Raw genomic sequence first — 25,113 nt, forward strand, 5'->3', positions numbered from 1 at the left:
ACACCCGCCGCTGCCGCCTCAGTCGAGCATGGTCGTGAGCGGATCGCCAACCTGGTGCAGGCTGCGGTAGGCCTGATCGAGCCCCTCCACAAACTGGTGCACCGTCCCGTCGGTGATGTGCAGCAGCAGCGGCGGATAGACCCCCAGCACGACCGCCAGAACCAGCAGCACCCACGCGATCGTCTGCTCCCGGTTCGACAGGGGCGTCAGCGCCTCGGGGTGCGGCCCGCGATACTCGGCCCCCAGATAGACCCGCTGGATCGTCCACAGAATATAGCCTGCCGTCAGCACCACCCCGAACGCCGCCACAATCGCCAGCGGCGGTGAAAAGTTCCACGCCCCCAGCACCGCCATCACTTCCCCGATGAAGCCGCACAGCCCCGGCAATCCCAGCGCGGCAAAGAAAATGCCCACCGACAACCCCGTGTATTCGGGCATGATTCCCGCCAGCCCGCCGAACCGATTCAGGTCGCGATGATGCACCCGGTCGTACACGACCCCGACCACGAAGAACATCCCCGCGGACGAAATCCCGTGGCCGATCATCTGGTACATGGCGGCGTTGACCCCCATTTCCCACTGGTCCCGACCGATCGCCCCCCCCGTCGCTTCGCTGACCTTCCAGGCCCCCAGCCCCAGCAGCACGTAGCCCATGTGGCTGACGGAACTGTACGCCACCAGCCGCTTGAAATCGGTCTGGGCCATCGCAGCCAGCGCCCCGTAGATGATGCTGATCACCCCCATCCCGACGATCACGCTCGCAAAGTATTGAGCGCCGTACGGGCAGAGCGGAAACGCGACGCGAATCAGGCCGTAGCCCCCCATCTTCAGCAGCACGCCGGCCAGAATCATGCTGATCGGCGTCGGGGCTTCGACGTGAGCGTCGGGAAGCCAGGTGTGAAACGGCACCACCGGCAGCTTGATCGCAAAGCCGATGAACAGCAGCACGAACGCCACCATCTGCAGCGTCTGGCTGAACTCCAGACCGTGTTCGCGTCCCTGTCCGATCCGGGCGAGTTGCAGCAGATCGAAGCTGAATCCGCCGTTGAAGTAGAACATCAGCATCGCAATCAGCATCAGCATGCTGCCCGCGAACGTGTAGAGGAAGAACTTCACCGCGGCGTATTCCCGCCGGGCTCCCCCCCAGATGCCGATCAGGAAGTACATCGGCAGGAGCATGACTTCCCAGAAGACGTAAAACAGGAAGAAGTCGAGCGACAGGAAGACCCCCATCACGCCCGTTTCCAGCAGCAGAAACAGAATCAGGAAACCCTTGAGCTGCTTGTCGATCGTCCACGAAGCCAGCAGGCTCAGAAAGAAAATGAGTCCGGTCAGCACTACCAGCGGCAGGCTGAACCCGTCGACTCCCAGCCGGTACCAGATGTTCCAGTTCGGAATCCACGGCAGCGCCACCTGGAGCTGCATCTCTCCCACCCGGCTGTCGAACACGCCGATCAGTTGCAGCGACAGGGCGAACGTCGCGGCGGTCCCGAACAGCGCGTAGTAGCGCATCGCGTCGCGCGCCTGCGCCGGAAACCACAGCAGCGGGATCGCCCACGCCGCCGGCAGAAAGATGATCGCAGTCAGGAGGACTTCAGGACTCATGCTCAACGATTCCATCCGGCCGCAGCGCCGGTGAGAACACCTTTATTTCGGAAAGGCCGTGTACGCGACCGCAAACAGCACCACGACGGCCATGGCCAGAAACAGAATGTACTGCCGCAGCCGCCCCGTCTGCAGAGCTCCGAACGCGCCGCTCGAAACCCACGCCGACCACCCCACCCGGTTCACGGCTCCGTCGACGAAGGTCTCGTCGATCCGCCGATCCACCCGGGCAGCGGCGATCGCCCCCATCGCCGCCCCGTGCAGCACGGCATCCAGGATCCGCCGATCGAACCACAGGCACCAGCGAGCCACCACATGGGTCGGCTGCACAAAGACGGCGTCATACAGCGCGTCGAACCGCCATTTGTCGATAAGAAAGTCATAAACCGGCCCAGCCGTCCGGCGGACCTCGGCCGCGTTCAGGAACCGGTTGCCGTAGAACAGCCAGGCCAGCCCCGCGCCGGCAAACGCCGCCAGCAATGCCAGCCGGCCGGCGCTGTCGTGAGCCGCATGCAGTTCCTCCTCGGTGGGATGCCGCAGCCCCCCCTCGCGGACAACCACGGCCTGCTGCTCGGCCGTCGACAGCCAGCCATACAGCGGCCCATGCTCGCCGCCAATTGCAATCGTCGCCGCCACAAACGCCAGCACCAGAAGTGGAACGGTGATGGACAACGGCGACTCCTCCGCATGCTCGGCGACATGACGGTCCCGCGGTTCCCCCCAGAACATCAACAACCACAGCCGGAACATGTAGCAGGCCGTCAACCCCGCCGTGATCAGCGGCGCCAGAAACAGCGCCCCGTGCCAGGCATTCCGCTCCGAAAACGCCAGGGCCGCTCCGAGAATCGCATCCTTCGAGTGATACCCGGAAAACGCGATCGGCTCCCCGAAGAAGCTGATCAGCGGCACCGCCAGCCCGCTGATCGCGATGACGCCGATCAGCATGCAAAGCGCCGTTAACGGCATCGCCTTCCGCAGTCCGCCGAGCTTCTGCACATCCTGCGTGTGGTGCGTCCCGACAATCACGCTCCCCGCGCACAGGAACAACAGCGCCTTGAAGCCGGCGTGCGTGACCAGGTGAAACACCCCCGCCTTCCAGCCCCCCACGCCCAGTCCCAGCAGCATGTAGCCGAGCTGACTGATCGTCGAAAACGCCAGCACCCGTTTAATGTCGTACGAGACGATCGCAATCGTCGCCCCGATCACCAGCGTCACCGCCCCGGTATAGGCCACGACCAGCAGCACCTCGGGCGTAAACAGCGGATAACACCGCGCCGTCAGATACACCCCCGCCGCCACCATCGTCGCCGAATGGACCAGCGCCGAAACCGGCGTCGGACCTTCCATCGCATCCGGCAACCAGGTGTGCAGTGGGAATTGCGCGCTCTTGCCAACGCAGCCCGCAAAAATCCCCAGCCCGGCCGCCGCCAGCAGCGCCAGCGGGATGGAGTGCGGCTCGTCGGTCCCGGCGGCAACCCGCAACATCACCGACTGGCCATCCTCCGTCAGGCACAGCGTCTCTCCGTCCTTCTGCAACCGGCCGAAAATCCCCGGCTCGCCGTCTCGGCCCGGTTGATCGTAAAACTGAAACGACCCCAGATACGTCCACACGATCATCAGCCCGATCAGGAACCCGAAGTCCCCGATCCGGTTCATGATGAAGGCTTTATTCGCAGCCGTCGTCGCCGACACGCGCTCGTAGTGGAAGCCGATCAGCAGGTAGCTGCAGATGCCGACCAGCTCCCAGAACGCAAACACCTGCAGCAGATTCCCCGACAGCAGCAGCCCCAGCATCGAGAAGCTGAACAGCGACAGGTACGCAAAGAACTGGTGAAACCGCCCCGGCCGCCCCAGTTCTCGACCATCCTGCAGCTCCACCCTGTGGTCGAGGTACTCTTCCGTCAGTTCGTCGGCCATGTAGCCGATCGAAAACACATGAATGCAGGTGGCGACGAACGTCACCATGCAGAACATCAACAGCGTCAAGCCGTCGATGTGGTAGTCGATGCTCAGAACCCGCTCGCCGAACCGGGCCAGCTCGTAGTACGTGCCGGAATACGTCGAATGGATATGACGGACAAGCGGGATGTCTCGATGGTCTTCCACGCCCCCGTCGTCAACTGACCTGATGTCGACATTCAAGACGTCGCTCGACCAGACCGCCGCGGCGGCCGCGCTGCAGAGAAATCCCGCGGCGATGCACCCCACGGCCACCCACGCCGGCGCCTTGCTCAGCCGGTGCGTCCAGCGGAGCGCGAAAAACTCGACGACGCAGCCCGCCAGCGGCAGCAGCCAGGCCGCCGTCAGGAGCAGGGGCACGAGTTGTTCGGGATTGGTCGTCATGACGGCGTCTTAGTCACCCGGCCAGTTCGTTGCCCCGATCGACGTCGATCGTGGCGTGGTTGTTATAGAAATTGAGCGCGATCGCCAGCGCAATCGCCGCTTCCGCCGCCGCCATCACAATCACAAACAGCGCCAGCACCTGACCGTCCAGCCCCAGCACCGTGTACTTCGCGAACGCGACCAGATTCACGTTGGCCCCGTTCAGAATCAGCTCGACACCCATCAGCACGCCGATGCCGTTCCGCTTGACGATCATGCAGATCAGCCCGCTGACAAACAGCACCGCCCCGACCATCAGGTATTCGTTCAGTCCCACCGTCGACACGGACGCTACTCCCCATCCCGGTCGGCAACCAGTTCCACCCGGCGCTTCGCCCGTGCCAGATAACCGGCCCCGATCAGCACGATCAGCAGATGAACCGAAATCACTTCAAACGGCAGCAGATACCCCGGCCGCTCCGGATGATCGGCCCGCACCCCCAGCAGCGCCAGCCCCAGCGGCTTGACCGACTGACCGGTCTCGCTGCTCACAATCTCGCCAGTTCGTCCAGCAACCGCGGAAACCGGCCCCGGCTCGGGCAGCTTCGCCGCCACCGTTCTCCAGTTCACCGCCCCCACGGAATAAACCAGCACCCCCAGCAGCCCCACACCCGCAGCCAGTCCAAGCAGCACCTCGGTCGGCCGCGTTTCCAGCTTCAGATACGGCCCGCTGGCCGTCAGCATCACGCCGAAAATCAGCAGCACCACCGTGCCGCCCACGTAAATCAGCAGTTGCGCCGCCCCCAGAAAGTCCGCGCTGAGCAGGAAAAACAGCCCGGCGACCGATCCCAGCGAAACCATCAGCCAGAACGCCATCCGCACGACATTCTGCGACAGCACAACCCCGATCGCTCCGCCGCAGGTCGCAGCCGCAAACAGCCAGAACAACAGGTCCGCCACATTCATCGACGGCCCTCCTCAACAGGAGGAAAATTCGAAATCCGAATCTCGAAATCCGAATTTGGAACGGCCGCGGTTTTCGCTTTTGTCGCAGCGTCAGTCCGGCCCACCGGCAGGAACGTCGGCCGGGCCAGCGTCGAAGACGCCAGCAGCAACGGCCAGAGGACCGCTCCCAGAAACAGGAAGCAACTGATCGGCACCAGGTACTTCAGACAGGTCGTCATCACCTGATCGATCCGCAACCGCGGCAGCGTCCAGCGGACCCAGATCTGCACGGTCACCAGCACGCCCGCCTTGACGACGAAGATCGTCGCCCCGATCAGGTTCGCCACATAGTTCCCCAGCGAAAACCCCTGCACCAGGAAATCCTGGCCCCACGACCGCAGTGGATTGATCAGCAGCGGCTCCAGCCCCAGTCCTGTCGCCGAGCCCCCCAGGAACAGCAGGACCGCAATCCCGCTGACGGCGAACATCGACGCATACTCGGCCAGGAAAAAGAACGACCAGCGGATGCCGCTGTATTCCGTGTGGAAACCGGCGACCAGTTCGCTCTCGGCTTCGGCCAGGTCGAACGGCGCCCGCTTCACGCTGGCTGTCGCCGTCGTGAAGTAGACGAAGAACGCCGCGAACGTGAACGGGTTCGTAAAGATCAGCCACTGGTGCAGCCCCGCCTCCTGCAGCCGGGCGATCTCGCGAAAGTCGAGCGTCCCCGCCGCCACCAGCGGCACCAGCGCGCACAGCGCCATCGGAATCTCGTAGGAAACCATCTGGGCCGCCTCGCGCATCGCCCCGAACAGCGCCCACTTCGAGCCGCTCGAATACCCGGCCAGAATGATCCCGAAGACTTCCAGCGACAGAATCGCCAGGATCAGGAACACCCCCGTGTCGGCCGCCACCGCATACCAGCCGTCCGCAAACGGCAGCACCATGAACGCCCCGAACGACGCCAGCACCGCCAGAAACGGCGCCATTTTGAACAGCCAGCGGTCCGCGGCGTCCGGTATGAGATCTTCCTTCTGCATCAGCTTGATCGGGTCGGCAATACTCTGCAGCCAGCCGAACATTCCCCCGACCCGCGTCGGCCCCAGCCGGTCCTGAATCCGCCCGGAAACCTTCCGCTCCAGCCAGATGAAGAACATCGGCATCGCGCCGAACAGATTAAAGAGGAGAAATGCGTGGAAGAACGCGGCCAGCAGAAAGCCCCCCAGCTCACCGAGCGGCGCATTCAGAAGCGGAATCTCCAGATTGGAGAAGAACTCCTGCAGCGACATCGCAATCAATGGTCGGGGCATGCGGAAGGGTTTCGCAGTTCAGGTCAACTCCGCCCCCACCAGACACGCGTCTCAGTCCGCTGAGACGGCGGCAGAAATGCTCCAACTCAAAGCCAGAGCACGGGTTGTGGGGACAAAAGGTCACCGCGGCGGGCGCGAGTGTGACACATGGGCAGGATCGTTGCAAGTCATCGTCGGCATTATCAGGACAGTTCAGGGCCGCACGACGTTCGCCAGTCTTCACCTCATGCAACTTCCTGCCCCCTCGCCCGCCGTCTTCGGTGGGAGAGGGCAGGGGGGTGAGGGTCTTCATCCAAACTTCAACGACGCCCCCCCCACGGCTCTTTCCAAGTTCCGTCTGGGAAAGCTGTAGGGTGAGTCGAGTCTTCGAGGCTCACCATAACTCGTTATCGCAGAGGTGAGCCTCGCGGACTCGACTCACCCTACTTTGAAACTGGGAAGAGCCGTGTCCCCCCCCATTGGCTGGCGTCAGATCCCCCGAACACCCAGAATTACGACTCGGCCCTCAACCCTCTCCACGAAAGCCTCGATATGAATCTGCTCCAATTTCCGGCCGGCGACACCATCTTCGCCCCCGGCGACCTTGCCGCCCGCGCCTTTCAGATCCAGTCCGGCCGGGTCGATCTGCTCCGCCGCACGGCGAGCGAGACGATCCAGGTCGCCCAGCTCGGCCCCGGCGATGTCTTCGGCGAAATGAGCCTGATCGAAGAACGTCCGCACTCCCTGACCGCCCGCGCCATGTCCAACGTCGAACTGTCGACGCTGACTCGCACAGAGTTCGAACAGTTCCTGACGTCCGATCCCGCCCGCCTGCAGGACTACCTGCGGGCCCTGTTCGAGCGCCTGCGCGGATTGTCCGCTCAGCTCGATTCCGCAGCCGGTTCCCCCGTTCCCGCGGACGCCAGCGCCGTCTTTCCCATTGTCCGCCGCGTTGAAGCCGAAGTGCAGACGATTCACGCGAAACGCCAGGAAGAGCTGGTTGTCACGCTCTATCCGCTGACACGCCGGGCCGCAGCCACGCTCCCCCTCGACGGCCTGCCGGTCACGAAGTATCCGTTCCGCATCGGCCGGGCCGCGGAAGAGCACGAACCCCGCCCGCTGGATCTGAACGACCTCTGGCTCGTCGACCGGATGCCCTTCAACATCTCCCGCAACCACGCCTCGCTGGAACAGACCCCCGCCGGCATCGCCATCCAGGACCGCGGCTCCTCGCTCGGCATCTTCGTCAACGAAGCCCACATCGGCGGCGGCTCCCCGCATCGCTACGCCATGCTCGAAGAGGGAGAAAACACCGTGATCCTCGGCATGCCGATGTCCCCCTACCAGTTCCGCATCCACATCGCCCGCAACTGACGCAGGTTGGTGCGACTTCGCTCCTCCTGCCCCCTCGCCCGACGTCCCCGTTGGGAGAGGGCGGGGGGTGAGGGTCTTCATCCCCCAATTCAACTCCGCCACCTCACCGCGTGATCCACGCCGAAAATCAGCAGCCCAAGATTCCGCGCCGCGGACATCAAAACGGCAACTCCCCATCCTGAGCCCCGAAGCGGGCGCCGGGCTGTAGCCACGGGTGAAACGGAGTCCGCCCCCAAGGCGGACGGAGTGCAACCCGTGGAACCGGATACCCGCCGCGCAGCACCGCCCCATCCGGGGCGGCGGAGTGTCGAACCACAAAATCAGGCCGTATGCAACCCCTGGCACGCCGCCTGCCAGGCGGGCCCCCTCACGGAAGCGCCGACACCGCCACCTTCCAACCCCGGCGGATCAGACCGACGAACTTCATCAGCAGCCCGAGCGTCACCCCCACCACGTACAGAACGGTCAGCAGGCTGCTCAGCCCCCCGCCGATCACGCTGAACTTCCAGTTCGCCACCACGAACAGCCTCAACTCCGCGGCCTGGGGATCCTCCAGAAAGCCGTTCGCCTTGTCGAGGACCCCATCGAGACTGACCGGGGACACCGGGACCTCGGCCGACTGCCCGGGGCCCTGGATCACGAGAAACCCTTCATCCTCGGACTTTGTCTCCCGGTCCGGCCCCGGTCGTCGCTCGCGCGTGACCGTCCCTGCGGCAAATCGGTCGCCAAAGCCGGTCACCGGGTCGACCGTCGCGGTTTTGAACGGCACGACAAAGAGCAGACAGGTCTGCGCGACCGCCGTGACGCGCCCCTCCTGACGTTCCAGCGTCACCCACGACACCGGCGCAATCGCCGTCACCAGCGCCGGCACCCCCACGCAGACCCCCAGCGCCAGCAACTGCTGAAAGACCAGCGTCGCACAGGCCGCGGCCACGGATGGCTTTCCCGCGACACCAGCGGTCTGTCGGGTCCGGTCGTCATCAAAGTCAGCGTCCAGGCTCACGGGCGGCGTTCCCAGCTCGGGTATTCCGTGCAAAGCGAACATGATACCGAGCGGCAACAAGACAACGCCAACAGCCTCCACGAGCAGGCCCCGTACGGCGGACGTCCTCGTCCGCCGACGCCTCCCACCTCTGGCCCCTCGCCCGACGTCTTCGTCGGACGAGGGCGGGGGGTGAGGGTCTTCATCTCGCAAATCGGCCCCGCCACTTCTCCGGCCGCCCAGCCGCATATCAGCAATCCAGAAGTCCGCGCCGCGGCCATCGAAACGGCAGCTCCCCCTCCTGAGCCCCGAAGCGGGCGGCGGGCTGTAGCCACGGGTGAAACGAAGTCCGCCCCCGAGGCGGACGGAGTGCAACCCGTGGAACCGGGCACCCTCCGGGTGGCACCTCCGGGTCGCAACGTTGGCCGTCCGGGGACTACCTGTGTCGCTAAGCGACAGGAGGTTGACACCGTTGCACCGCCCGTCCTCCTGTACCTTCGGCACCCAGGTAGGGCGAAGACAACCAACAGCGCCCCCTGGCCGGACAGGTGGATCCAATGACTATCTTCACCACGAATGCCCCTGAGTTATCGTCTTCAATCGCAACGCCAGTTCGTCGGTAAGCTTGGCTAGCCCCTCTCGGTTGGGATGATACGGCAGCACTCGATGCGGCTTAAGATCGAACGGGACGTGCTCGATGGACTGAGTGATTGGGACTACATGCTTTCCCAGCGTATGGGCTATTCCGGTCTCGTACATAACGTTTGGATTCTTGCCCGTAAAATCAACTACGACGATCTCTGCAGCGAAAATCAGATCGACGATATCTTGAATGATCGTACTATTTGCCCAGATGTCATCGGCTCTCCTGCACCGCAACCCAGTAAGGGAACAAGCATTCTGAATAGCATCGTGAATTCCAGAAAACCCCGGATCGAATGGCATCATGATCGCGACCAGACCACGCTGAACTTCGGTTGAGTGCGGAATCTCAAACACCTTGGGGGCAAACGTGATCTTCGTGACGACATCCCGAGCTTGATGAGCAGTCGATACGAAGAGTCCGTCAACAGTTCTGAGACTTGCAACCCCAATGGATTGGTCCAGGACCACTTCAAGTTTGTATTGCCGAAGGACACTATTCATTCTCTTGAGAGCGGCGTCATAGTCCACGCTCGGCACCGATACAGATGCCTCGAAATACGTGGGGTTCATCACTTCCTCAATCACCGAGGTCATTTCGGCCGACGGCAGGAGACCTTCACTCGGCGCCTTGCGATTGATATCGGTAATTGCGTCGCGAACCCATGGGTTTCGCGTTTCTCCATGATGGATGTAATCGAGCCCGAGCCCAGTAAAAAAGGATGTCAAGCGTGATGAGCTTCGGTAGGGAAATGGAAGCGGATTGTCGCCGCAAATGAATTGTGCGATCTGATCCAATGCCGCCGATTTGAACTGCATCTCCCCATCCCTACTGTTTCGGCTCTCCCTTAATCGAGAGATCACCGTCGCGTACACTGCGATTGTCTTGTTTTCTGGATTGCTCAAGGCACCATGAGCGGCAGCGATTTAAGTTAGCCGGACACCCCCAGCGATGAGCCGCCTTTCAGTGGACATGTCGCCGAAGACTTCTCGCAACTACAATACGCCTCTCTACCCATAAACGAAAGCGTAGGCCGGCGACGATTGGCCGTCAGAGCCATATCGGTGTCGCGCGGCGATAGGAAGCTTGAAACCGAACCGATGACGTTGAGTGTTTGAGTTCTTCGAGAATTGCGGGATGACACCGCTTGGTCTTCCCTATCCGACCAGTATGGCACCGCCATCGAAAGGCGGGACTCTGACCAAGGTTTCCACGCAATCGGATTTTCGACCGTCTTGCCTCACTCCAACCACCCCGCCGCGCCGGGTGCCACTGCTGGACCGTCCGCGGGCCAGCAGTGCTCGTCCCTCCCACATCATGCCCCGAAAGCGTTTCACGAAACTCCTCCTGTGCCATTGGCACCCAGACGCCCAAAGCGGCGTCTGGGCCACCCCGGCCCCCTCTTCTTGGCGTCTTTGCGTTCCTCTTTTCTGCGACTCCGCGGGAGATCCTCCCCCCTGCCGGGAACTCCCAAACGCCAGCCGGCGTCCCACTCCAGAGCGGGGGGATTCCCTCGCCGAATGCCTGAGGGCTGGTATACTGACGCCAGCCGGTCAGGAGTAACGCCGGCCACTACCCATCTGCGCGAATGGATTTGTTCATGACTCGCTGGCTCGCATCTCTGGCGGTGGCGCTCTGTACCGCCGCTTCCGTCTGGCTCTTCGCCGCCGAACCCGCTACGGATGCTCAAATGCAGGCTCGCGCCGATCAGCTCTTCGCCGACGGCAATTTCAAAGACGCCTACGAGCTGTTTCACAAGCTGGCCCTCCAGGCCGACGCGCCCCCCGCCGTCGCCGCCCACGCGGTGGGGCAGGGCACCAGCTCCCTGGCGCAGCTCGGCCGGATCGACGAGTTCGACTCCTTTGTCGAAGCCGCCGTCGCCGCCCACCCCAACGCCTGGGAAGTGCTCCACAAGGCCGCCAGCGCCTACCTCGCCACCGAGCACACCGGCATGATCATTTCCGGCAAATTCTCCCGCGGCCAGCGTCGCGGCGGCGGCCGGAATGTCTCCGTGCTCGATCGCGACCGCGTCCGCGCCCTGCAGCTCTTCGACCAGGCCCGCCCGCTGGTGGTCGCGGCCGGCAAATCCGCATCCGCCGCCCGCTTCTGGCTCGACTTCGCCCGCGCCGTTCAGCAGGGAGCCGGCAATCGCGAGGCCTGGCAGCTCCAGTCGCTGACAGATTTGACGGAGCTCCCCGACTACGAAGACTTTCGCGGCGGCTGGTGGGGCCGCGGCGGCAGCGACCGCGGCGCTCCCGTCGACGCCGAGGGGAATCCCGTCTACCACACGTTGCCCGAAAGCTGGGACGCCGCCAGCTCCGACAGCCAGCGCTGGCGGTGGCTTTTGGCCGAATCGAAGAAGACCGACGCCGCCGTCGCCGATGAAGCCGACAGCGACTGGGCCGGCTTCCTGCAGTCCCAGTTCGGCGTGCAGACCATGCGGCAGTTCATCGGCGCATCCGCTGACGACGATGGCGATCAGGAACAGACCGGCCCCTTCGCAGTCCACACGCTCGCCGACACCGAAACCATCGCCCGCCTGGCCACCGGCGTGAAGCGCTTCACGCTCCCCGACGAGTTCAACCCGCTGCTGCAGTTCCGCGAGCTCGCGAAACGAAGCAAGTCACCCTACGCCGAGCAGGCCTCCATGACCGTCGCGGGCATCTACGAGGATCGCCGGCAGTACGACAAAGCCGCGGAAGCCTGGCGGGAATCGACGCGACTGTTCGGCGAAGAGGAGCACCGCAAACAGCGGCTGCAGCAGATCGTTGGCCTCTGGGGCCGCTTCGAATCCACCGTCACCCAGCCCGCCGGCCAGGGGGCGGAGCTGCAGTTCCGCTTCCGCAACGCGAAGAAGGTGACGTTCACCGCCCAGCCCGTCCGGATCGACGCTCTGCTCGCCGACGTGAAAGCCTATCTGGCCGGCGGTCCGCGCGAGATCGAATGGGACCGTTTCAACATCGGCGACGTCGGCCACCGGCTGATCACCAGTGACCAGGCGAAATACCTCGGCCCCCAGGTCGCGAACTGGTCGCTCGATCTCGAACCCGCCCCAAAACATTGGAACAAAGTCGCCACCGTCGCCACTCCGCTGCAGAAAGCGGGAGCCTACTTCGTGACGGCGACCGTCGAGGGCGGGAACACCAGCCGGATCGTCGTCTGGGTCGCCGACACCGTCCTCGTCAAGAAGCCCCTCGACGGCCAGACGCTCCTCTACACGGCCGACGCCGTCACCGGCATCCCGCTCGCCAGAATGAACGTCGAATGCTTCGGCTGGAAACAGGAGCAGCTCCGCCAGAACCAGCCCGCCTTCCGCATCGTCACGAAGAACTTCGCCGAGTTCAGCAGCGCCGACGGCCTCGTCTTCCTCGATGCGAACCGCTTCGAGCCTGGTCAGCCATTGTTTGAAAACTACCAGTGGATGTTCGTGGCCCGCGGCGAAGGGGGCCGACTGGCCTATCTTGGCTTCACCGGCGTCTGGCACGGCCAGCGACATGACGAGGTCTACAACCAGACCAAAGTCTTCGCCATGACCGACCGGCCCGTCTACCGGCCGGACCAGAAAGTCCAGTTCAAGCTCTGGGTCGGCCAGGCGAAATACGACGCCCCCGACGCCTCGCCGTTCGCCGGAAAATCGTTCACGCTGGAGATCCACGATCCCCAAGGCGAAAAACTCTTCGAGCAGACCCTCAAGGCCGACGAATGGGGCGGCATCGCCGGCGAATTCCCGCTGGCGAAAACCGCCAAACTGGGGCAGTACCAGATCCTGATCAAGAACCTCGGCGGCGGCTCGTTCCGCGTCGAAGAGTACAAGAAACCCGAATTCGAAGTCACCGTCGACGCCCCCACGAAGCCGGTCGCGCTCGGCGAGACCATCACCGCCACGATCGATGCGAAATACTACTTCGGCGGCCCCGTCACCAAGGCCCGCGTGAAGTACAAGGTCACTCGCTCAGCTCACACCAGCCGCTGGTTCCCCGTCGGCCGCTGGGACTGGTTCTACGGCCCCGGCTACTGGTGGTTCTCCCCCGACTACGCCTGGCTCCCCGGCTGGTCCTCCTGGGGCTGCGCCCGCCCGACTCCTCCCTGGTGGAACTGGAACGCCGCCCCCCCGGAACTGATCGCCGAGCAGGAAGTCGACATCGGCCCCGACGGCACGGTGAAGGTCGAAATCGACACCCTCCCCGCCAAAGAACTGCACGGCGACGAAGACCACTCGTATTCGATCACGGCCGAAGTGGTCGACGAATCCCGCCGGACGATCGTCGGCACGGGCAACGTTCTCGTCGCTCGCAAGCCGTTCAAGGTCTACGCCTGGGTCGATCGCGGCCACTACCGCGTCGGCGACACCGTCCACGCCAGCTTTTCCGCCTTCACCCTCGACCAGAAACCTGTCCAGGGAACCGGCAAGCTCCAACTCCGCCAGATCACCTATGCCGACGGCAAGCCCGTCGAAGCCGTCGTCAAGACCTGGGATCTCAACACGGATGCCGAGGGGCACGCCGAGCAGCAGCTCGCCGCCTCCGCCCCCGGCCAGTACCGTCTCTCTTACACGCTGACCGACAGCGAACAGCACACCATCGAAGGGGGCTACGTCTTCGTCGTCCGGGGCGACGGCTTCGACGGCCGCGAGTTCCGCTTCAACGACCTCGAACTCGTCACAGACAAACGGGAATACGCCCCCGGCGAGACGGTCAAGCTGATGATCTCCGCGAACCGCCCCGACTCCGCCGTGGTGCTGTTCGTCCGGGCCGTCAACGGCGTCTGCCTGCCTCCCAAGGTGATCCGCCTCAAAGGCAAATCGACCGTCGAAGAGATCGGCGCCGTCCAGCAGGACATGCCCAACTTCTTCATCGAAGCCTTCACCGTCGCCGACGGCCGTTACCACCAGGAAGTCCGCGAAGTCATCGTTCCCCCGGAAACCCGCATCCTCGACGTCAACGTCGAAGCCTCCAAACTCGAATACAAACCGGGCGAAGAAGCGAAACTCCAGGTCAAGCTGACCGACTCCCAGGGGAATCCGTTCGTCGGCTCGACGGTCCTCGCGGTCTACGACCGGAGCCTCGAATACATCTCGGGCGGCGCCAACGTCCCCGACATCCGCAAGTTCTTCTGGGAATGGCGCCGCCACCACCACCCCCAGCACGAATCCAGCCTCGACCGCCCCTCCTACAACCTCCTCAAGCCCAACGAAACCGGCATGGCCGACATCGGCGCCTTTGGGGATCTCGAAGAAGCCGAGGTCGCCCAGACGGTTCTCGGCGTTACAACCAAGGGATTGCGCAGCCACACAACGCGCGGCATGGCGAAGGGTGGCATGGGCGGCGGCATGCCGGCCGCAGCCGCGCCGGCGGAGGGAACCTTCTACAACCAGCTTTGGGACGTTGAAACGGCGTCGGTCATTGCGGTCGGAGACGCATCGCCACTTACGTTCGGTGATACATTCGAAGACATTGCGAGACGACGCCCCACCGTCACCCCCACCATCCGCCAGAACTTCGCCGACACCGCCTTCTGGGCCGCTTCGCTCAACACCAACGCCGAAGGCCTCGCCGAAGTCTCCTTCAAGCTGCCCGAAAACCTCACCGGCTGGAAAATCCGGACCTGGTCCCTCGGTAAAGGCAGCCGTGTCGGCGAAGCCTCGACCGTGGTCACCACCAAGAAAAACCTCCTGCTCCGCCTGCAAGCCCCGCGGTTCTTCGTCGAGACCGACGAAGTCGTCCTCTCGGCCAACATCCATAACGACCTCGCTTCCGCCAAGTCGATCAAGGCGGTCCTCGAACTCGAAGGGGGCACCCTCGAACCGCTCGGCGACGCCGCCCAGACCTTCGAACTCGAAGCCCACGGCCAGAAGCGGATCGACTGGCGCGTCAAAGTCGCCGGCGAAGGCCAGGCCGTCGTCCGCATGCAGGCCCTCACCGACGAAGAGTCGGACGCCATGCAGATGACCTTCCCCGTCTACGTCCACGGCATGCTCAAAACCCAATCCTTCTCCGGCGCCCTCCGCCCCGACGAAAACGCCGGCAAGATCGCCTTCACCGTTCCCGCCGAGCGCCGACCCGACCAGTCTCGCCTCGAAGCCCGCTTCTCCCCCACCCTCGCCGGGGCGATGGTCGACGCCCTGCCTTACCTGGCGGGCTACCCCTATGGCTGCACCGAGCAGACCCTCAACCGCTTCCTGCCGACTGTTATCACGCAGAAGATTCTGCTGGAGATGCAGCTCGACCTCAAAGCCATCCGCGACAAACGGACCAACCTCAACGCCCAGCAGCTCGGCGACCCCGCCGAGCGCGCAAAGCAATGGCAGCGCTACGAACACAACCCCGTCTTCGACGAAGCCGAAGTCCGCAGCATGGTCCGCGAAGGCCTCGACCGGCTTGTCGCCATGCAGGTCGCCGACGGCGGCTGGGGCTGGTTCTCCGGCTCAGGCGAGCACTCCTGGCCCCACACCACCGCCGTCGTCGTCCACGGCCTCCAGCTCGCGCAGCAGAACGACGTCGCCCTCGTCCCCGGCGTTCTCGAACGGGGCCTCGACTGGCTCAAGAACTACCAGGCCGAGCAGGTCACGCGAATCAAGAATTTCGCCGCGAAGAAGTCCCCGTCCAAGGCACACGCCGACGCGCTGGACGCCCTGATCTACGGCATCCTGATCGACGCCGACGTCGCCTCCGAGGACATGCGGCAGTTCCTCTACCGCGACCGCGTCCAGTTGCCCGCCTCCGCCAAGGCCCTGTTCGGCCTGGCCCTGCAGAAGCAGGGGAAAGCCGACGAACTGGCGATGATCCTGCAGAACCTGCAGCAGTTCCTCGTCGAGGATAATGAGAACCAGACCGCGTACCTCAAGCTCCCCGAAGACGGCTGGTGGCACTGGTACGGCAACGACATCGAGGCCAACGCCGTCTACCTCAAGCTGCTGACCCGCGTGAACCCGCAGGATCCCCGTTGCGCGAAGCTGGTCAAGTATCTGCTCAACAACCGCCGGCACGCCACCTACTGGAACAGCACCCGCGACACGGCGTACTGCATCGAAGCGCTCGCGGAGTTCCTCAAAGCCTCCGGCGAAGCCCGCCCGGACCTGGCGATCGAAATCTGGCTCGACGGCCAGAAGCAGAAAGAGGTGAAGGTCGATGCCGCGAACCTCTTCACGTTCGACAACACCTTCACGCTGGCGGGCGACGTCCTCACCGCCGGCGAACACACCATCGAGTTCCGCAAACAGGGCAGGGGACCGCTCTACTTCAACGCCTATCAGACCGACTTTACGCTGGAAGATCCCATCACGCGGGCCGGCCTGGAGATCAAGGTGAATCGCACCATCTTCAAGCTCACGCCCGTCAACGCGACCGCCGAGGTCTCCGGCGCGAAAGGCCAGGTCGTCCAGCAGGCCGTCAGCAAGTTCGACCGGGAAGAACTTGCGAACCTCGCCCAGCTCAAAAGCGGCGACCTCGTCGAAGTCGAGCTCGAAATCGACAGTAAGAACGACTACGAGTATCTGGTCTTCGAGGACATGAAGGCCGCCGGCTTCGAGCCGGTCGAGGTCCGCAGCGGCTACCTCGGCAATGCGCTGGGGGCCTACACCGAGTTCCGCGACGAGCGGGTCTGCTTCTTCGTCCGGTCGCTGCCACGCGGCAAGCACTCGGTGACGTACCGTCTGCGGGCCGAAATCCCCGGCAATTTCAGCGCCCTCCCGGCCCGCGGCAGCGCCATGTACGCCCCGGAACTGAAAGCCAACTCCGACGAGATCAAGCTCCAGATCGCGGACTGACCCGTCGGGAAACACGGAAGCAACAACGTTTCACGAAAGTTCGACCGGTGGCCGGGGCTGAACCGCAGGGAAGGTCCGGCCACCGGCCCCATCTCCGGGACATCACGAAGACGCTCCTGCCCCGACCGACATCCGCATCCAAACCGGTCTATGAGTAAAAGAACTCGCCAACTATGATCACGCACCTGTCGAAGTCGTCAGCGACATTCGTGCGCGGAATCAGCAATCATGTCCTTTTTCCTCTCCCCGCTGAGTCGTCTTTCTCCGCGCTCTCAGTCCCTTCCGTGGTTCCCGTTCTTAACTCAAATTCGCGTCCATTCGTGCCATTCGTGGTTCCCTCTCTTCTCAGCATGTCTCCGCGCCCGCCGCGTCTCCGCGGCAAAATTTCTTTACCTTCTCTCCCTGGCGTTCGCCCTCTGTCCGCCGGCTGCAGCCGCTGAACCCCGTGAAGTCCACCGCCAGACCCGCAACTACCGGGTCGCCGTCGATGGCGTCGAGCGGGGCGATATGACCGCCACCGTCGTCCGGCACGACGACGGCACGGAGTCCATGACCGGCGAAACCCACTTACGGTTCAACTTCATCGTCTACCGGTACCGCTTCTCCTCGACCGGCAAGGAAGTCTGGAAAGAAAACCGCCTCGTCGAACTCGCCAGCCACGCCGACTTCAACGGCGACGAATACGTCGTCACCGCAGCCGCCACCGACGACGCCGTCCAGGTGACCGTCAACGGCGAATCGCGCAAGACCCCCGCCGATGTCTGGGTCACCTCGTACTGGCGCGAACCGCATGCCTCGAAAGTCGGCCGCGAACTGCAGCTCTTCGATGCCGGCAAAGGGCGGCTGCTCGCCGGCAAGCTCCAGCGGGTGGGCGCCGCCGCCCTGGAGATCGCCGAGAAGCAGCTCGACGCGACTCACTACCGCCTCCGCGGCGAAGTCGAAGTCGATCTCTGGTACGACAAGGACGGTCGACTCGTCCGCCAGGAGTCGCTCGAATCGGGACACCGCACCCTGCTGGAACTGAGCGAACTTCCCGAATAGGCCGGCGGCCCCGATCGCCGCGGGTGGCCGGGGCGGGAGCGTCTTCGCGATGCCCCGGAGCGTCAGGGAATTCCTCGTTCCCAGGCTCCGCTTGGGAATGCTTCTTCGGACGCTCTGCGTCCTCTTCAGCATCGTCCGAAGACGCGAGGCAGAGCCTCGCAAGAGGGGGTTCCCAGGCGGAGCCTGGGCTGCGCGAAATCCGTCGTTTTCAGGGGCAATTGGCCTCGGCGAATCGTCGCGTTTTTGTTCCACTGGGCTTTTTGTTCAAGGAGGAACGTCATGACCTGCGAAACCAGCGAAACAGCCGTCGCCCGGTATTCGTCGCCGGCGGGCAAGTTGGTGCGGTTCTTCGAGCGGAGTCGCAATCGGTGGAAGGCGAAGTCCGGCCAGTGGAAGCGAACCTGCAAGCTCCTGCAGAACCAGACCCGCGCCGTCGAGAAGAGCCGCGCGATGTGGCGCACGCGGGCCGCCGCGGCCGAACGCCGCGCGGCGGACCTGGAACGTGAGATCGCCGCCTTAAAATCCGGGCGCTGACCGGGTCGCCGACGCAGCCCCTGGCCCCCTCCCGGACGCCGTCCGACCGGCCCATCATGCGTATTCGGCAGCGGCCATCGGCCTGACGTTGCAGTTCTGTCTGGCCGGAGCGGTCAGCTTTCGCGGCTGCCGGGCGGTGGTCGAACTGCTGCGGGACAGCCTGCCCCAGTTCCGGGGGGCTCCTGCGGCCAATACTGCGGAAGCGTGGCTGCTGCGGCTGGGACTGCACGAGTTGCGGCGGCCCAAGGAATTCGCCGCCGACTGGGTGTTCCTCGTCGACCACACGCTGCAACTGGGGTCGCGGAAGTGTCTGGTCATCGCGGGGCTGCGATTGTCGGCGTGGAAAGCGCTGACGGCGCCGCTGACGCACCAGGATCTGACGCTGCTGGCGCTGCAGCCGGTCGAAAAATCCAGCGGCGAGATCGTCCAGCGGCAGCTCGCGGCTGCGGCCGGGCTGGTCGGCGTGCCGGCCGCCATCCTCAGCGACGAGGGTTCGGATCTTCTCGGCGGCGCTCAGCGTTTCCGCGAACAGCACCCGACGACGCAGGTGCTGCACGACATCGCCCACAAGACGGCGATCGTGCTCAAGCACGAACTGCTCGCCGATCCGCGGTGGATCGCGTTCGTCAAACACTGCGGGCAGACGCAGCCACGGGTGAAGCAGACGGAACTCGGACACCTTGCTCCCCCCACGCAGAAAGTCAAAGGGCGTTACTTGAACTTGGGGCCGCTGATCGGCTGGGGCGCCCGCATGCTGCGGCTGATCGACACGCCCGCGGCCGAACGTCCCGCGGGTCTCGACCTGACGCGGCTCGAGGAGAAGTTCGGCTGGATCCGCGACTTCCGGGAGGCGCTCGTGGACTGGAACGACTTGCAGGCGGTCAAGGACCACATGCTGGAGTTCCTGCGCGTGGCGGGCTACCACGCCGCCGCCGGCGAGACGCTGCGCCGGCAACTGGAGACGGTGGCCCGAACGCCTGCCGGTGAGCGTGCGGCGGCGCGGCTGGTGGAGTTCGTGAGCGAGCAGTCGAGCGGCGTGCTCCCCGGACAGAGTCTGCCGGCCAGCAGCGAAGTGCTGGAATCGCTGATCGGCAAGGGCAAGCGTTTGCAGGGCCAGCACAGCCGCGGCGGCTTTACGAAACTGATTCTGGGGATGGCCGCGTCGGTCGTGCGGATCAGCGAGGAAAAGATCTGCGAAGCCCTGAACGCCGTGCGGCATCGCGACCTGCTCGCGTGGATCGACGACCACTTAGGCAAGTCGCTGACAGCCCAGCGCCGCCAGGCCCTCCCCGTCCTTCCAGGAACAAAAGCCGGATCAACCGGGACCGCCAACAATTGACGATTTCGCGCAGCCCAGGCGGAGCCTGGGAACCAGTGTTTCGGGGGCCGTACTCGCCGTCAAAGGCGAGCAGGTCACCGCGATGTTACAATCTCGCCCCAGTCCGACATCTCTATACCCCATCCGGGACGCACCCCCTCATGCCCCGCTTCCACATCCTCTGCGGCCTGCTGACCGCGTTCCTCACGGCTTCGCAGCTCCACGCCCAGCAGCTCGTCCCCCCGTCTCCGCCCGACACGATCACGTTCGAAAAGGACATCGTCTACGGCAAGACCGGCGACACCGAGCTCAAGCTCGACCTCTCCCGCCCGAAGAACTCCGCCCAGCCGCTCCCCTGCATCGTCGTCATTCACGGCGGCGCCTGGCGGGCCGGCAACAAGCCCGGGCACGACAACCTGACCTGGCTGTTCGCCGAGAAAGGCTACGTCTCCGCCACCATCGGCTACCGCTTCTGCCCGCAGCACCCGTTCCCGGCCCAGATCGAAGACGCCAAATGCGCGGTCCGCTTCCTCCGGGCTCACGCGAACGAGTACGGGATCGACCCGGATCGCATCGGCGCCATCGGCTTCTCCGCCGGGGCTCATTTGTCACTGATGCTCGGCGTGATGGGGAAGGACGACGGTCTCGAAGGAGACGGCGGCTGGGCCGATCAGCCCAGCCAGGTCAATGCCGTCGTCTCCTACTTCGGCCCGACGGAACTGGGAGCCGAGGACATCCCCGAAATCAGCAAGCCCCTCGTGAAGGATTTCATTGGCGGTCTGGCGACCGAGAAGCCGGAAGAAGCAAAGCGGGCTTCGCCGAATACGTACGTCACGAAGGGAGACGCGCCGATTCTGTTCTTCCAGGGGACGAAAGACCCGCTCGTCCCGCACACGCAGGTCTACCGCATGATCGAAACGCTCACGAAGGCCGAAGTCCCGGCCCGGGCGGAAATCCTCGTCGGCGCCGGTCACGGCTGGGGCGGCAAAGATCTTGCACGGACGCTCGCCGAAACCGTCGACTTCTTCGACGAGAACCTCAAACCCACCACCCGCAAATAAGCCCCTCTTCGACTTCTCTTAGCCCCCGGCCATTCAGGCCGGGGGCCGCTCTTTCACTCCCCCCTCAGCCGCCCCGCAATCTCGCTCCATCGCGCAAACGGCTCAAACGCCACCCCTTCCGCCGCGAGATTCTCCGCCAGCCAGCTCTTCGCAAACCGCCGACCGTCCCGCACCAGTCGGATCGCCTCCAGATCGGGCCGGCCGTCCCCCGCAAACGCCACGTCGTCAAACTTGGCCAGCGCGGCCTGCACCACCGCGGCTTTATCAATCCCCCGGCGTTCATGCCGGAACTCCGCTTCCGCCGGCAGCTCCATCACCAGCCCGGTCCCCTCCACGAACTGCCCCGGATTGGCGATCACCGCCGCCTCGATCCCGTAACGCTCCAGCAACAGGTCGATGTACCACCGGCAGCCCGCCGAGACGACCGCCAACTGCCAGCCCGCATCATGCAGAGTCCGCCACGCCGCTCCAGCCTGCGGGTCGAACCCCGTCCGCTCGACGAGCTCCAGAATCTCCGGCAGCGTCTTCGGGCCGACCAGGAACACCCGCCGCAGCATTTCAAACAGCGACATCCGCCCCGCCAGAAACTCCTCCCAATAGGGCGGCCGCCGCTCCTCCGGCAGCGCCTCCAGAATCGTCTCATAGAAATCGACGTCTGTCAGCGTCCCATCGAAGTCGGTAATGAACAGTTTGCGGTGCGTGGCGGTGGGTGATGGCAAGGGCATTGGATTTTTGTCAGTGGTCAGTGGTCAGTCGCGGTAGGGTGAGTCGAGTCTTCGAGGCTCACCGCTCTTGGCTCTTGGCGTTCATCGAATTTCCCCCCCTCAGGGCGCCGCATACACCACCTTCCCCCCCAGATACGTCGCCCGCACCTGGACCTCCTTGATCGCCTCCTCAGGGCACGTCAGCAGGTCCGTTTCCAGGATTGCGAAATCGGCCAGTTTCCCCGGCTCCAGCGAACCGCGATCCTTTTCGGCGAACAGCACCCAGGCGTTGTTCGTCGTATACAGCCGCAGCGCCTCTTCACGCGAAATTTTTTGCTCCGAATGCAGTGCCGTTCCGCCGGCCCGCGGCTGCCGGGTGATCGCGATCCACATCCCCAGGAACGGGTTGTACGGATTGACCGACCGCAGGCTGCCGATTTTCTGCATGTGATCCGAGCCGCCTCCCACGATCACGCCGGCATCGAACAGCGATCGGTACGGCTGAAACCACGTCAGCCGCTCGTCGCCGAAGTGCTCCCGCAGCGTGTGTCCGTCGAGCCACAGCCAGGCCGGCTGCAGGTCCGCCACGACTCCCAGCTCCTTCATCTGCGAGATCGCCTCCGGCGACATGAAATTGCAGTGCGTGATGCAGGGCCGGCGGGGGGCCACCGGCAGATCGCGGTTGATCGCCGCGTACGCTTCCAGCAGAGCATGGACCGCCCCGTCCCCGACCGAATGAGCCGTGAACTGCAGGTCCTTCTCCAGCGCCAGCCGGGCCATCCGCTCCAGCGCCTCCGCCGGGATAAACCGCAGTCCCTGATACTCCGGATCGGTGATCGAGTAGATCTGGCTGACGCCCCACGGCTTCCGCATGTACGCGCTGCCGGTCAGCATCCCTCCATCCAGAAACACCTTCACGCCGCGGAGCCAGAGCATGTCATCGGGCTGATGCAGCGGATGCTCGGCCGCTTTCAGAATCTGCTTCTCCACCGCCGGCCATTCGAGCTGCCCGTTGACCGCGTACGAGGCGAACACCCGGCACGTCAGGTCGCCCGCTTTTCGAAGGGTCGCATACTGCGTGAGCGCACTCTCGCCCGCGTTCCTGTCGGCGATGCTCGTCAGCCCGACCGAATTGTAGTCGGCCAGCAGAGCCTTGAGCCGCCCCCGTTGATCGTCCGTCGACGCCGACTTCCCGCTCGACTTCGACTTGATCAGTCGTCCCGCGTTCCGCAGCAGCCCCGTCGGTTCGCCCGTCTGCGAATCCTTCTCAATCAGCCCGCTCTGACCGTCCGTGATCTGGAAGTCCCGATCGATGCCGCTGGCCACCAGCGCCAGGGTGCTCAGCATCGCATCCGGGCCGGTCCGGAAGACCACCGGATTCTGCGGCGCCGCCTCGTCCAGCTCCTTCCGCGTCGGATACCGCCGATCGCGCAGGCGGGTGATGAACACCTGGGAAATGTTGATCCAGTCTCCCGGCTGCGACGCCTCCGCCCGCGACCGGACGTACTGCAGCACATCCCCCACCGTCTCCATCGTCGGAATCGGATGGTCGAATTCGTACATCGCCGCCCCGGTCGGATGCACGTGCGAGTCGATCAGGCCAGGAATCACTGTTTTGCCGCCGGCGTCGATCGACTTCGTCTCCGGTCCGGCGAGTTGCAGCATCTCTGCATTCGATCCGACCGCGGTGATTCTTCCGGCTCGTACTGCAAAGGCCTGGGCGATCCGGAACTGCGGATCGACCGTGACGACCTTGCCATGATGCACGATCAGATCTGGGGGCTCCGCGGCGGCAGCCGGCCACGGACAGATCGCCAGCGTCATCACGGCAAGGAATCGGTACGGCACGATCAGCTCTCCCACAGGCTTTCGCTGTCACTCGACGCGGGGCGGATTGTAACATGCCCGCTGCCCGGAGTGGTTGTTCCCCCGGCCGTCATGACTCACCCCGATCGCCAGGCTCCCGTCGCCATGCCGCCAGATCGTCCCTGTCCATCCTGTGGCGGACCAGTCCAATGCGGGCTTGCCTGCGGAACCGCGCAGTGCTGGTGCTGCGAGCTGCCGCACATCATGCCGGTCGACGCCGCACTGAGCTGCCTCTGCCGGAAGTGCCTTGAGGCCGCCATCGCCAACCGCGTCCGGAGTACACCTCCCCCGCCTGGCTGCTCGTCACTCAGCTCCGCGGAGGAGGGAGCATGCCGGTCCGATCCATGAACGCCCGGCACTGGCCGGACCACGGGATCTCCAGAATTCCCGCCTCTCCCATGTGGCTCCCGTAGCTGACCCGATCTCCGGCCTTCTTGCCCGGCACCGGAATCACGCGTACGGAGGAGGGCCGGTGCTGCAGCACCGCCAGCGCCATCTGGTCCGCCAGTATCCCCGTCAAGGTCCCGGCATCCGTATCGCCGGGGATCGGCAGCAAGTCCAGCCCGTTGACTCCCGCTCCGGCGAGGCGCGCCAGTTGATCGAACGTCAGATGCGGCTCCTGAGTCGCCGCGATCAGCACCGGATCTTCGAGAACGGACAGCATCACCCGCGTGTGCGCCGACGCGGAACACGACGCAAAACCGGCCGCCGTCCGCACCGCGTTCACCAGCAGCACGAGCGCCGCCAATGTCCCCGGACCTCCCAGCGATCCCACCCCCAGCAGGGGCAGCAGCCCGGCCACGCTGTCCCCCGGACGCAGCGTCGGCGCCAGCGTGCAGTCTACCGATCCGAAATCCGCCCCAAGTCGATCCGCCAGTTCCCGGCCAACCACTTCGGCCGCGCGAATCGCCTGAAAGGCAGCCGATTGAATCTCGCCCGCCAGGTCCTGCCACGTCGCCCGGCGATCCTCCTGCAGCCGGCGTTCGAGCGCCGCTCGAATGGCGCCGGCCGCACCGACCCCGACGAATAACACCAGGTCTCCGCTGCCTGACGGCAGGACCGCCCCGGTCAGATGCGGATGCTCCATGGCGTTGTTAGCGACGACGGAGAGTTTCGCCGCCGCATCGCCGCCGCGCTCGCTGCTCGCTTCGGCAGTCTCGCGCAGCTTGTGGGCAACAAGCTGCACGGCGTCCATGTTGACCCCCGTGTCGCTGGAGGCAACCTGGACCGCCGCCCGCACCCGTGTCGTCTGACTGAGCACCAGCGGCAGGCTGGCGATGAATTGTCGCGCACCGTTCGACATCCCTCGCCGGACGTCGATCGAATAACCGCTGATCCGGTCCACATGCACATTCGCCGCGGCCCCGTCCAGCGTCCGGGCGACGTGCACCAGGTCGTCCGGACCGAAACCATGCGCGACCTGCTCGATCGGCGTGACCGCCAGCCGCCGCTGCATGATCGGCACGCCGAAACTCGAAGAGACCTCGGCGCAGACCGGCGCGAGTCGACCGGCCACGTCGGTGATCCGCTGGTAAATCGACTCGCACATCCGATGCAGGTTGCGTTCGCTGCAGTCGGCGATCTGCACGCCGAGCGTCACCGATCGCACTTCCAGAGGCGTCTCCACCACCTGCTTCAGTTGAGAGACGAGCACCGGGCTATGTTCC

Annotated in this window: 16 protein-coding genes; 6 read left to right on the forward strand and 10 right to left on the reverse strand. The window is 64.5% G+C overall.

All coding sequences use genetic code 11. The features are described from left to right. Positions 1-18 precede the first annotated feature (18 nt). From SH412_RS11935 to SH412_RS11955, 5 genes are read right to left on the reverse strand one after another with little or no spacing between them, the layout of a single operon-like run. Entirely contained in the window at positions 19-1,605 is a 1,587-nt protein-coding gene (locus SH412_RS11935) for a complex I subunit 4 family protein (RefSeq protein ID WP_336523743.1), read from the reverse strand. Positions 1,606-1,647: 42 nt separating this feature from the next. Then, a complete protein-coding gene (gene nuoL / locus SH412_RS11940) occupies positions 1,648-3,948 on the reverse strand; it encodes an NADH-quinone oxidoreductase subunit L (protein ID WP_336523744.1) in 2,301 nt (766 codons plus the stop codon). A 13-nt stretch (positions 3,949-3,961) separates the two neighbouring features. After that, positions 3,962-4,273, reverse strand: a complete 312-nt coding sequence (nuoK, locus tag SH412_RS11945; protein ID WP_336523745.1) for an NADH-quinone oxidoreductase subunit NuoK — start codon at positions 4,271-4,273, stop codon at positions 3,962-3,964. 5 nt (positions 4,274-4,278) lie between these two features. Continuing rightward, complete coding sequence (locus SH412_RS11950) at positions 4,279-4,893, reverse strand: NADH-quinone oxidoreductase subunit J family protein (RefSeq protein WP_336523746.1); 615 nt, start codon at positions 4,891-4,893, stop codon at positions 4,279-4,281. Further along, positions 4,890-6,179, reverse strand: a complete 1,290-nt coding sequence (locus tag SH412_RS11955) for a complex I subunit 1/NuoH family protein (protein WP_336523747.1) — start codon at positions 6,177-6,179, stop codon at positions 4,890-4,892. The genes SH412_RS11950 and SH412_RS11955 overlap by 4 nt, the downstream gene beginning before the upstream one ends. 531 nt (positions 6,180-6,710) lie before the next feature. On the opposite strand from SH412_RS11955, the gene SH412_RS11960 reads away from it, so the two are divergent. Continuing rightward, a complete protein-coding gene (locus tag SH412_RS11960) occupies positions 6,711-7,532 on the forward strand; it encodes a cyclic nucleotide-binding domain-containing protein (RefSeq protein WP_336523748.1) in 822 nt (273 codons plus the stop codon). Positions 7,533-7,899: 367 nt separating this feature from the next. On the opposite strand, the gene SH412_RS11965 is transcribed toward SH412_RS11960, so the two are convergent. Then, a complete protein-coding gene (locus tag SH412_RS11965; RefSeq protein WP_336523749.1) occupies positions 7,900-8,535 on the reverse strand; it encodes a hypothetical protein in 636 nt (211 codons plus the stop codon). A gap of 546 nt (positions 8,536-9,081) precedes the next feature. Continuing rightward, entirely contained in the window at positions 9,082-9,975 is an 894-nt protein-coding gene (locus tag SH412_RS11970) for a hypothetical protein (RefSeq protein WP_336523750.1), read from the reverse strand. A gap of 782 nt (positions 9,976-10,757) precedes the next feature. Between SH412_RS11970 and SH412_RS11975 the strand changes: the two genes are divergently transcribed. The 5 genes from SH412_RS11975 to SH412_RS11995 all read left to right on the forward strand — a co-directional run bounded on the left by SH412_RS11975 (position 10,758) and on the right by SH412_RS11995 (position 20,876). After that, entirely contained in the window at positions 10,758-16,922 is a 6,165-nt protein-coding gene (locus SH412_RS11975) for an alpha-2-macroglobulin family protein (RefSeq protein ID WP_336523751.1), read from the forward strand. Between the two features lie 228 nt (positions 16,923-17,150). Continuing rightward, positions 17,151-17,963: a DUF6134 family protein gene (locus tag SH412_RS11980; RefSeq protein WP_336523752.1), complete on the forward strand. Its 813-nt coding sequence runs from the start codon at positions 17,151-17,153 to the stop codon at positions 17,961-17,963. 279 nt (positions 17,964-18,242) lie between these two features. Further along, positions 18,243-18,497 carry a hypothetical protein gene (locus tag SH412_RS11985; protein ID WP_336518717.1) on the forward strand — a complete coding sequence of 85 codons (255 nt, stop codon included), beginning with the start codon at positions 18,243-18,245 and terminating at the stop codon, positions 18,495-18,497. An 88-nt stretch (positions 18,498-18,585) separates the two neighbouring features. Next, positions 18,586-19,836, forward strand: coding sequence for a hypothetical protein (locus SH412_RS11990; RefSeq protein WP_336518718.1), 1,251 nt, complete (start codon positions 18,586-18,588; stop codon positions 19,834-19,836). Positions 19,837-19,976: 140 nt separating this feature from the next. Next, complete coding sequence (locus SH412_RS11995; protein WP_336523753.1) at positions 19,977-20,876, forward strand: alpha/beta hydrolase; 900 nt, start codon at positions 19,977-19,979, stop codon at positions 20,874-20,876. Positions 20,877-20,929: 53 nt separating this feature from the next. On the opposite strand, the gene SH412_RS12000 is transcribed toward SH412_RS11995, so the two are convergent. The 3 genes from SH412_RS12000 to SH412_RS12010 form a co-directional block, all read right to left on the reverse strand. Further along, positions 20,930-21,595: an HAD-IB family phosphatase gene (locus tag SH412_RS12000; protein ID WP_336523754.1), complete on the reverse strand. Its 666-nt coding sequence runs from the start codon at positions 21,593-21,595 to the stop codon at positions 20,930-20,932. Positions 21,596-21,700: 105 nt separating this feature from the next. Next, entirely contained in the window at positions 21,701-23,428 is a 1,728-nt protein-coding gene (locus SH412_RS12005; RefSeq protein ID WP_336523755.1) for an amidohydrolase, read from the reverse strand. A gap of 325 nt (positions 23,429-23,753) precedes the next feature. Next, positions 23,754-25,100 (reverse strand): DUF711 family protein, encoded by a 1,347-nt coding sequence (locus tag SH412_RS12010; RefSeq protein WP_336523756.1) that lies wholly within the window; start codon positions 25,098-25,100, stop codon positions 23,754-23,756. Positions 25,101-25,113 lie beyond the last annotated feature (13 nt).

The organism is Planctellipticum variicoloris (assembly GCF_030622045.1).
GTDB classification, from domain to species: Bacteria; Planctomycetota; Planctomycetia; order Planctomycetales; family Planctomycetaceae; genus Planctellipticum; species Planctellipticum variicoloris.

Bases quoted from the DNA above. Each gene is read 5' to 3' on its own strand.
- SH412_RS11985 (WP_336518717.1), top strand. From the start codon at position 18,243: ATGACCTGCGAAACCAGCGAAACAGCCGTCGCCCGGTATTCGTCGCCG.
- SH412_RS11955 (WP_336523747.1), bottom strand. From the start codon at position 6,179: ATGCCCCGACCATTGATTGCGATGTCGCTGCAGGAGTTCTTCTCCAAT.
- SH412_RS11960 (WP_336523748.1), top strand. From the start codon at position 6,711: ATGAATCTGCTCCAATTTCCGGCCGGCGACACCATCTTCGCCCCCGGC.
- SH412_RS11975 (WP_336523751.1), top strand. From the start codon at position 10,758: ATGACTCGCTGGCTCGCATCTCTGGCGGTGGCGCTCTGTACCGCCGCT.
- nuoL (WP_336523744.1), bottom strand. From the start codon at position 3,948: ATGACGACCAATCCCGAACAACTCGTGCCCCTGCTCCTGACGGCGGCC.
- SH412_RS11950 (WP_336523746.1), bottom strand. From the start codon at position 4,893: ATGAATGTGGCGGACCTGTTGTTCTGGCTGTTTGCGGCTGCGACCTGC.
- SH412_RS11980 (WP_336523752.1), top strand. From the start codon at position 17,151: ATGTCCTTTTTCCTCTCCCCGCTGAGTCGTCTTTCTCCGCGCTCTCAG.
- SH412_RS11995 (WP_336523753.1), top strand. From the start codon at position 19,977: ATGCCCCGCTTCCACATCCTCTGCGGCCTGCTGACCGCGTTCCTCACG.
- SH412_RS11970 (WP_336523750.1), bottom strand. From the start codon at position 9,975: ATGCAGTTCAAATCGGCGGCATTGGATCAGATCGCACAATTCATTTGC.
- SH412_RS11935 (WP_336523743.1), bottom strand. From the start codon at position 1,605: ATGAGTCCTGAAGTCCTCCTGACTGCGATCATCTTTCTGCCGGCGGCG.